The 8,590-nt window shown below is 61.8% G+C and carries 10 protein-coding genes; 8 read left to right on the top strand and 2 right to left on the bottom strand.

From position 1 onward, the window contains the following. The 5 genes from AB4Y77_RS17195 to AB4Y77_RS17175 form a co-directional block, all read left to right on the top strand. On the top strand, nucleotides 1-147 hold a 147-nt coding region (locus AB4Y77_RS17195; protein ID WP_442014758.1), incomplete at its 5' end, for an L-serine ammonia-lyase, iron-sulfur-dependent, subunit alpha. 38 nt (nucleotides 148-185) lie between these two features. Continuing rightward, the gene (locus AB4Y77_RS17190) at nucleotides 186-1,007 is read left to right on the top strand and encodes a DNA/RNA non-specific endonuclease (protein WP_442014752.1); all 822 of its coding nucleotides are present in this window, start codon (nucleotides 186-188) and stop codon (nucleotides 1,005-1,007) included. A 117-nt stretch (nucleotides 1,008-1,124) separates the two neighbouring features. Beyond that, on the top strand, nucleotides 1,125-2,213 hold the full coding sequence (locus AB4Y77_RS17185) for a lipid II:glycine glycyltransferase FemX (RefSeq protein WP_311215086.1): 1,089 nt from the start codon (nucleotides 1,125-1,127) through the stop codon (nucleotides 2,211-2,213). A gap of 114 nt (nucleotides 2,214-2,327) precedes the next feature. After that, on the top strand, nucleotides 2,328-3,644 hold the full coding sequence (locus tag AB4Y77_RS17180; RefSeq protein WP_442014757.1) for a peptidoglycan bridge formation glycyltransferase FemA/FemB family protein: 1,317 nt from the start codon (nucleotides 2,328-2,330) through the stop codon (nucleotides 3,642-3,644). A gap of 27 nt (nucleotides 3,645-3,671) precedes the next feature. After that, complete coding sequence (locus tag AB4Y77_RS17175; RefSeq protein WP_311215047.1) at nucleotides 3,672-5,159, top strand: threonine/serine ThrE exporter family protein; 1,488 nt, start codon at nucleotides 3,672-3,674, stop codon at nucleotides 5,157-5,159. 66 nt (nucleotides 5,160-5,225) lie between these two features. On the opposite strand, the gene AB4Y77_RS17170 is transcribed toward AB4Y77_RS17175, so the two are convergent. After that, entirely contained in the window at nucleotides 5,226-6,065 is an 840-nt protein-coding gene (locus AB4Y77_RS17170; protein WP_442014751.1) for a siderophore-interacting protein, read from the bottom strand. A 52-nt stretch (nucleotides 6,066-6,117) separates the two neighbouring features. After that, nucleotides 6,118-6,888 carry a uracil-DNA glycosylase gene (locus tag AB4Y77_RS17165; RefSeq protein ID WP_442014750.1) on the bottom strand — a complete coding sequence of 257 codons (771 nt, stop codon included), beginning with the start codon at nucleotides 6,886-6,888 and terminating at the stop codon, nucleotides 6,118-6,120. Between the two features lie 106 nt (nucleotides 6,889-6,994). Between AB4Y77_RS17165 and AB4Y77_RS17160 the strand changes: the two genes are divergently transcribed. The 3 genes from AB4Y77_RS17160 to AB4Y77_RS17150 all read left to right on the top strand — a co-directional run bounded on the left by AB4Y77_RS17160 (nucleotide 6,995) and on the right by AB4Y77_RS17150 (nucleotide 8,365). Continuing rightward, on the top strand, nucleotides 6,995-7,330 hold the full coding sequence (locus AB4Y77_RS17160; RefSeq protein WP_396136339.1) for a DUF3263 domain-containing protein: 336 nt from the start codon (nucleotides 6,995-6,997) through the stop codon (nucleotides 7,328-7,330). Nucleotides 7,331-7,379: 49 nt separating this feature from the next. Then, nucleotides 7,380-7,988 carry a LytR C-terminal domain-containing protein gene (locus AB4Y77_RS17155; RefSeq protein WP_442014749.1) on the top strand — a complete coding sequence of 203 codons (609 nt, stop codon included), beginning with the start codon at nucleotides 7,380-7,382 and terminating at the stop codon, nucleotides 7,986-7,988. Between the two features lie 173 nt (nucleotides 7,989-8,161). Then, nucleotides 8,162-8,365, top strand: coding sequence for a cold-shock protein (locus AB4Y77_RS17150; protein WP_011773737.1), 204 nt, complete (start codon nucleotides 8,162-8,164; stop codon nucleotides 8,363-8,365). Nucleotides 8,366-8,590 lie beyond the last annotated feature (225 nt).

Below are 8,590 nucleotides of genomic sequence, written 5' to 3'. Positions count from 1 at the left end.
GCGAAGATGGCGTTGTGGGGTGATGGGACGCACCGGGTCTCGTTGGACGAGGTCATAGTGACCATGCGGGAAACGGGCAAGGACATGTCCCATAAGTACAAGGAAACAGCGATGGGCGGCCTCGCCGTCAACGTCGTCGAATGCTGAGTCTGTTTACTGTCAGTGCCTAGTGCCATGCTGTATCCATGAGCGGGGGATACGACAGGGATTTTTTGCGGGCACGCCTTGAGCTGCCCAGTCCGTCGGCAACGACGATTCTTTTGGACTACATCCACTTCTCCGTGCGTTTCCGGGCTGCCCGGAAACTCGCGGCGATTGTGGGGGTCAATATCCACGGCAAGGAACTGAATCCGCTGGCCCGTGAGGGCACCTGGCATTTTGATGACAGGATTCCCAGGGAACAGCAGGCCGGCCCGGACGTTTACAAGAACAACGCGTTCGACCGCGGCCACTTGGTGAGGCGGCTGGATCCAGTCTGGGGTGACGCGGCCACGGCCAAGAAAGCCAACCAGGACACGTTTGCCTTCACCAACGCTGCGCCGCAGGTGGATGACTTCAACCAAGGCAAGGAACTGTGGGTGGGGCTCGAGGATCACGTGCTGAACCACGCCGATGCCCACGACGCCAAGCTCAGTGTCTTCACCGGACCCGTCTTCCTCGACGACGATCAGCCCTACCGGGGCGTCCAGATCCCGCGAAAGTTCTGGAAGATCGCGGCCTGGACCAACGATGCCACGCTGGCCGCCGTCGGGTTCGTCCTGGACCAGTCGCCGCTGCTGGGCAAAGTGGAACTGAAGAGGGCCATCGACCAGAAGCTTCTGGAGGGAGAGCCACCTCCGCTGGGACCGTTCCGGACTTTCCAGGTCCCCATCGGTCAGATCGCGGACCTGACAGGACTTAGCCTCAGCAGGCTCACCAACGCGGACCGACTCGCCAGCGGCCAGCGGGAACTGGGAAAGCAACCGAAGGCCATCCAGCTGGAGAGCGCGGACCAGATTCGCTTGTGAGTAACCGCAAGACTGCGGTTTTGCCCGTAAACCAGCAGATTTTTCCCGGCCCGATAGACTTGGGGCTGCATGTCCGCATGCCACCACGCTTTTGAACACTGCACCAAAACCCTGAGATTGGACACGGCCACCTTGCGAGAATTCACCGCCCGCTTTGCCACCGCCGAGGAAATCGACAACTGGGACAAGCACGTCACGGCCAATCCGAACGGCGGCAACATGCTGCAGTCGGACGCCTACGCGGCCGTCAAGGACGGCAATGGCTGGTTGGTCCGCCGCCTGGTGGTGGAGGCCTCCGATTACACCAGCTACAACCTGCTCCTGGAAAAGAAGTTCCCGGTTCTGGGCCGGCTCTGGTACCTCATCAAGGGGCCGGACGCTGCCGCCGTGGAGGACATCAACCCCATGCTCACGGCCATTGCCACGTTGGCCAAGGAACAGAAGATGAAGGTCTTCACCATCAAGATCGAGCCCGATGTCGTGGAGTCACCCGAGGCGGTGACGCAACTGAAAGCGGCTGGCTTGGTTAAGGCACCGAACATCCAATCCAACGACTCCACTGCGATATTGGATATCTCAGCGCCCGCCAACGAGGTCCTCCGCAGCATCTCCTCGCGTGCCCGCAACGCTGTCCGCAGGGCCGAACGCGAAGGGTGCGAGGTGGTTCAGGCCGAGCCAGGGGAGGACAGTTACCGCAAGCTCTACGCCCTCATGCGGAACACGATGGACGCCAAAGGTGCCATGCCGTTGCGGAGCTACGAGTATTACGCGAAGTTCTGGGAAGAGTTCTGCAGCCGGGGGCAGGGTCACTTCTTCTTCGTCCACGAGGATGGGGCACCGAGCGTGGGCGCCTTCGTCATCAACTATGGCTCCAAGGCCACCTACAAAGACGGCGGATCCACCCAGAACCGCAAGCAGTACGGTGACTCACACCTGGCACAGTGGGCGGCAATCCAGCGCATGCAGGAACTGGGCTGCGTGGAGTACGACTTCTGCGGTACGCCGCCTGCTGCAAGGATCAAGGACAAGAGCCACCCGCTCTACGGGCTGGGGTCGTTCAAGACAAGCTTCACCAAAACCGTCACGGACTTTGTGGGCTGCTACGACCTCGCCCTGGGACCTGTCCGATACAAGCTGTGGCTCAAAGGTGCGGAACGCATCTTCCGCCGACTCGAGACCATGCGCACCGGCGGCCAGTTCTACTGACGGCCACCGCAGCCACCAAGCCAAACAACGTCAGGCCCGCCCCGGCCACCAACGGGTGCAAATCTACTTTTAGGTGAGGTAATTTCTTTGACTCCGATTGAGGCTGGAACCGCCATGGAATTCGTGATTCTCAGTGACGCTGATTTCGAGACCTTTGCCAAGGGACACCCGCAGGGGAGCTTCATCCAGTCCATGGACCTCACGCGCTTCCAGCGTGCCCGTGGCCAGGAAGTGGAACTCTTCGGGGTCATGCAGAGGGGCAGCCTGATTGCTGCAGGAAAGCTCGTCTACTCGTCCAACCGCCTGGGCTACAAAATCGCAGACTGCGCCAAGGGACCACTGATGGACTACAGCGACCCCGCAGTGGTTCGCTTCGTCGTCGAGCAGTTGAAGAAGCACGCGGCCTCGAAGAAAGCCGCTGAACTGCGGATCTCACCCAACATCCGGTACATCGCGCGCGACGAAGAGGGCGCGGAGCACCCCGAGGTGGAGGACAACCGTCCCCTGCTGAAGGAATTCGAAGGATTGGGCTTCAAGCACCAAGGCTTCGATATGAACTTCGCCAACATCAACTGGATGTTCATCAAGCAGCTCGACGGGATCGCTGATTCCGAAGAACTCATCATGGGCATGAACTACCGCACCCGCAAGGCCATCCGTAAAGCCGAGAAGAACGGCGTGTACCTGGAGCAGGCCACTCTGGAAACGCTGGATGAGTTCTACGGCGCGCTGAGCACCGCCGGAGACGAGAAAGGCTTCACCTACCGCGAACGCGAGTACTACGAGCAACTGCTCCGCAACACATCGGATGAGTTCACCAAACTCATGATGGCCAAGATCAACATCCCGGAGTATCGGGCTTCCATCACGGAACGGCTGGAGGCTGAATCAAAGACCCTCGCAGAGCTCAAGCGGGAGGTCGAGGAGACCGGCAGCAAGAAGAAAGCCAACCGGGTCAAGGTAGTCCAGGATCTGGTGGACAGCTATGAGCGCAGCCTCAAGGACATCGAACGCTTCCCGGACTCCGTAGGCGTGGCCACTGTGGCTGCCATCCACTTTGCCTGCTCGGGCGACGAACTGGTGTGCGTCATTGGCGGCACCGTGCAGGACTACATCTACTTCAACGGCGCTACATCCCTGTACTGGGGCATGATGCTGCACGCACTCAACAACGGATACTCGCGCTACAACTTCTACGGCACGTTTGGCATCCAAGGCCAGGACGAGACCGGCCACGGCGGCTACGAGTTCAAGAAGGGATTCGGGGGCGAGGTGGTCCAGTTGGCAGGGGACTTCGTTGCACCGGTGAACCCGCTCATCTTCAACGCCTATCGCGTGGTCAGGAAGCTCGCAGGAGCTGCCCAGACAGTACTGGGACGATTGCCACTGGAGAAATTGCCGGTAGTAGGAAAATTTCGGAGGAACCGCTAATCACACAAGCCAAGGGAGGATCGCCGCGTGACTGAACGCCCCGACGGGTCCGCCAGCAGGCCCCATACTGACGGGCTGCCCAAAACCCAGCCGCTGAGGCCATCCCAGGTCAGGCAGAACGTCAACGCCAAACGTATGCTCATGCGTCTGGTCCAAGGTGACAGCCCGCCCACGGCGCCCATGAACATCGTGGACCGTTTGGCGGGAAGCCCTTATGCCAACCCCACCATCCAGGTAGTGGGAGTGGATGCTTCGGCCCGCAAGACCATCGACTTCGCCCTGCATCTGGCGGAGGTCATGTTCCGCTATGGAGCGGGCGCCCTTGAGGTCGAAACGAGCATGATCGCTGTGACGGCCGCCCTTGGCCTGAAGAACGTTGAAGTGGACATCACCAACCAGTCGGTGGCCATCAACTACGCGCCCAAGGACCAGACGCCCATCACACTGCTGCGCGTTGTTCGATCCTGGACCAACAACTACGCCGGCCTGGCGCAGGTGCACCAGCTTGTTACTGACATAGTTGCCGGCGGAGTGGGCCGCGATGAAGCCGTGCGCCGCTTGAACGAAATCATCCGCAGCGCCAAGCCGTTCCCGCGCTGGATGGTCACCATTGCCTTCGGTATCTTCTCCGCGGTTTTCGTGGGGGTCCTGGGCGGTGGCCTGGGCGCATCCGCGGTGGCTTTCTGCTCCAATATCCTGATCAGCCTGCTCTCACGCCAGCTTGCACGGTGGCGCACTGCGGACTTCTTCAACACCATGGCGTGCGCGTTCCTGGTCACCTTTATCGCGCTGATGCTGCGGTGGGCGGGTGTGGACATTGCTCCGTCCATTGTGGTTGCCGGCGGAATCCTCCTGTTGCTGCCAACGGGTCGACTTGTCTCGTCCGTTCAAGATGCGATCAACGGCTTCCCGGTGACAGCAGCCGGACGATTCCTTTCCACGGCGCTGACGTTCGGTGCCATCGTGGCGGGTATCGGCGTCGCAGTGGTGGTCGGCACGCTGATCGGCAGCGAGGTCCTGGACGTCACGGATACATTCCCCGATGCGTATCCCTTATGGGGTCAGGCCATCCTGATCGCCATCGCGGTGGTGGCCATCGGTGTCACCGAACAAACGCAAATGCGTCTGTTGATCCCGACGGCGGCAGTCGGCATAGTGGGATTCTTCGTTCTGTGGGGGGCCGGGGCAGCCGGGCTCGGCGACCGCCTGTCACCCGCCGTCGCGGCGGTGGTCATTGGTCTGCTGGGACGGGTAGTTGCGCTCAAACTCGGAGCGCCGCAGCTGGTGGTTGCAGTTCCGGCCGCGTTGATCCTGCTTCCCGGCCTCACTATATTCCGGTCCATGTATGTTTTGACCGTTGAAGAGGGAGACATTCTGCTGGGTGCGGGCGGGATGCTGAACGCAGGGGCGATCGTCCTGGGAGTAGCTGCGGGGATCGTGCTCGGCGACAACCTCGCCCGGCCATTGACCAAGGGCCTGTCCAGCAATGAGCGGCGCAGGGTCCGCAGGCGATAGGCGACACAACACGAACGGCGCTGCCATGAGGCAGCGCCGTTCGGCTTTAAGAGATCTGCGCCGAATCTAGATCTGTCCGACCGGAAGCTTCTTCTCGGCTTGGAATACTTCTTCCACACGACCCTGCGCCCAGTAGCCGGACAGTGACACCTGGGAACGCTCCAATCCACGCTGGACGAAGAAAATCTCTCGGAGGCCCTTCATATAGCCCCGCTCGCCGTGGGCAAAAACGTCCACCCGGCCGGGCAACCATTCGGTGGTGCGCAGGGCATCGAGCAGCAAGTCACTGGCGCCCGCAGGTACTCCGTTGCGCTGCAGCCAATGCAGGTTCACGCCGGCGGGGGCGGAAATCGGCAGGATGTCTGCCTCATTGTCCACTTCCAGAAACACGGTTCCGCGGGCATCGGGGGCAAGAGCCTCCACGCATGCTGCAATGGCCGGGATCGCGGCGTCGTCGCCGGCGAACAAGTACCAGTCGGCGTCCGGGGCCGGGTTGTAGGCGCCGCCGGGTCCTGTGAAGACCAACGAATCGCCGGGTTCGGCTGCGGCTGCCCAAGGACCTGCAAGTCCCTCGTCGCCGTGCACCACAAAGTCGATGGCCAATTCCTGGGCTTCAAGGTCTACCCAACGGATGGTGTAGGTCCGGGTATGCGGCCACAGCTCCCGCGGCATGGTCTCGCGGATGGCCCACAGGTCCAGCGGAAGCTGGTACTCGACGCCCGGCTGGGGGAAGACGATCTTGACGTAGCGGTCCACGTACTGGTTGTTCGCATAGTCACTGAATCCCGGTCCGCCGGCCACGATCCGCACCATATGCGGCGAAAGGCGTTCACTCCGCAGGACTGTCAGGTTGACCTGCGGGCGGGTTGTGCGGGTGGCGGACGAAGTCACGGGGAGAGCAGACATGTAGGTAAGCCTAAGCTAATTTCCTGCACGTCCGCTGGGGATGAGTCGAAGGTTACAGGATAGGCAGTTCCCAGTTGATGGGTTCGGCGCCCTGTTCCAGCAGCAGCTCGTTGCTGCGGCTGAAGGGCTTGGAACCGAAGAAGCCCCGGGAGGCCGAGAGCGGACTGGGATGGACCGACACGATGGACGGCGCTCCCTCCAGCAACGGCAGAACGCCCTCGGCGTCCTTGCCCCAGAGGATGGCCACCAACGGGCTGCGCCGCCCCGCACCGTCCGTACGGCGGGCGACGGCGGTGACTGCCGCCGTCGTGATGGCCTCCCAGCCTTTGCCGCGATGGGAGCCGGCATCTCCGGCGGTGACGCTGAGGACACGGTTCAGCAGGAGGACACCTTGGCCCGTCCAGGCGCTGAGGTCGCCATGGACCCGGGGAAGCAGTCCGAGGTCGTCGTGCAGTTCCCGGTAGATATTGGCGAGGCTGCGCGGGATGGGTCGCGTCTGCGGCGACACGGCAAAGGAAAGCCCGACGGCGTGTCCCGGCGTGGGGTACGGGTCCTGGCCCAGAATCAGTACTTTGACGTCTGCCAGCGGCTGTTGGAAGGCACGCAGAAGGTTGCCGGCCGAGGGAAGGACGTGGGTTCCGTTCTTGGCTTGGGTCGCGACGAAGTCCAAGGCGCTCCGCAGTTGCCCTTCAACGGGACGCAGGGCATCAGCCCAGTCCTGCGCCATCAGTTCTTCCAGCGGGCGGTCAGGGAGCCCGGCAAAACCGGCATTGTCCAGGTCCGTCGGTTCAAGGTCAAAAAGTGCATCCTCGCCATTCACCACGCCATTGTCTCCTGCGCAGTCCCGGCCCGGCGAATGACAGCGTTGTTATTCGCCCGTAACATGGGGGTAGGACATTTTCCCCCAACACGCGTCGAAGGAGTGTGCCGTGGCAGAACCAGCACCGGAACCGATGGCGCCGCAGTCAACCGGGTTTGCCCTCGCAGACCTTGCGGCCGGGACCCTCAGTGACTCCCCGCTCAGCGAACGGGACCAGCAGATGTTGGCCTTGGAACGGCAGTGGTGGAAGTACTCAGGGGCCAAGGAGCAGGCCATCCGTGAACTGTTCGATCTCTCGGCAACACACTATTACCAGATCCTCAACGCGCTCATAGATACCGAAGACGCGTTGGCCCACGATCCCATGCTCGTCAAGAGATTGCGTAGACTACGTACGTCCCGCCAGCGTGCGCGGACGGCACGTCGCTTGGGGTCCGACGCGTAAATCGCCAGGCTGATCTGTCAGCAGCAACCAGCAAGGACAACGCTTCACCATGACCAAATATGCCAAGGACGAATTCGACCAGGTCCCGCAGAACACTTCCCGGCAGGGCGTTCACCGTGATGCCCAGGAAACCATGCGTCCCACGTTGTGGCCGGTCCTGACCGTTGGGGCGGTAGCCCTGGTTCTGGGGCTGGTGGCCTTCCTGGTCCTTCCAAACCTCGGCGTGGTGGCCCCCAATGCCGCGCCCAGCGTCTCCACGCCGGCCCCGCAGCAGACTGATGCCTCGCCCTCTGCTGCTCCGAGCGAATCCAGCAGTGCACCGTCCGCATCCAGCGAGCCGACGCCCTCAGAGAGCCCGTCTGCAACGTCGTCCTCCGCGCCGGTCGACAAGTCCACCCCGGTTGCCGTGTACAACGGTGCCGGCACCGCTGGGTTGGCTGGCCGCGTGGCCGGCCTGGTGGAAGCCGACGGCTGGACGCTGAGCACCGTAGGCAACTGGGGCGGCCTGCCGCAGCAGACATCCGTGATCTTCTACAACGCGCCTGAGCAGAAGGTTAACGCCGAGGCGTTGGGCACCTTGTTGGGCATCCAGACGATCGTTGAATCGCCCGAGGTGCAGCAGCAGTTGGTTGTTGTGGCAGGACCGGGCTACCAGTAAAAACCTCTGGCCTCCAAGTGGCCCTGAAGCCCCAACTCGGTTAAGCCTCAATAACAAAAGTGATGCCCCGGGCCTCCGTGGGAGCGCCGGCAGAGTGACTGTGGTTACAGTGGATTGATTCCGGTACGGAGATCCCGGCAACCGGTCTTGGCTACTGCGAAAGTGTGGGCATCATGGCATTGGGAACCGTCAAATGGTTCAACGCCGAAAAAGGCTACGGATTCATCACTGTGGATGAGTCGGGTGACGACGTCTTTGTACACTGGTCCGCCATTCAGATGGACGGCTTCCGCGCCCTTGAAGAGGGTCAGCGGGTTGAGTTTGAACTGGGCGAGGGGCAAAAAGGTCCGCAAGCCGAAGGTGTGCGCGTCGCGTAGCGCCTTGTCGGGTTCGACCCATCTCCGTCAGCCCTCGGCTGAAAGCCCTTTGTTTATAGAGCAAAGTGGCATCTCTGCTTGCACTCTCCCCGGTCGAGTGCTAATTATTGATTTAGCACTCCTATGGTTCGACTGCTAAGTCCAGCCCGGCTTAACCCGGCGGTGGGCGGTGTTCGTTCCAGCGGAGGATCAAGAAACACCTTGGTGGGGTGAGGTCCGGAGCGC

It is taken from the genome of Paenarthrobacter sp. YAF11_1 (genome assembly GCF_052113445.1).
In the GTDB taxonomy this organism is placed as follows: domain Bacteria; phylum Actinomycetota; class Actinomycetes; order Actinomycetales; family Micrococcaceae; genus Arthrobacter.
This window is presented reverse-complemented; position numbering and strand designations above follow the sequence as displayed.

Coding starts and splice junctions, on each gene's coding strand:
- AB4Y77_RS17150 (WP_011773737.1), top strand. CDS start 8,162: ATGGCATTGGGAACCGTCAAATGGTTCAACGCCGAAAAAGGCTACGGA.
- AB4Y77_RS17155 (WP_442014749.1), top strand. CDS start 7,380: ATGACCAAATATGCCAAGGACGAATTCGACCAGGTCCCGCAGAACACT.
- AB4Y77_RS17180 (WP_442014757.1), top strand. CDS start 2,328: ATGGAATTCGTGATTCTCAGTGACGCTGATTTCGAGACCTTTGCCAAG.
- AB4Y77_RS17170 (WP_442014751.1), bottom strand. CDS start 6,065: ATGTCTGCTCTCCCCGTGACTTCGTCCGCCACCCGCACAACCCGCCCG.
- AB4Y77_RS17190 (WP_442014752.1), top strand. CDS start 186: ATGAGCGGGGGATACGACAGGGATTTTTTGCGGGCACGCCTTGAGCTG.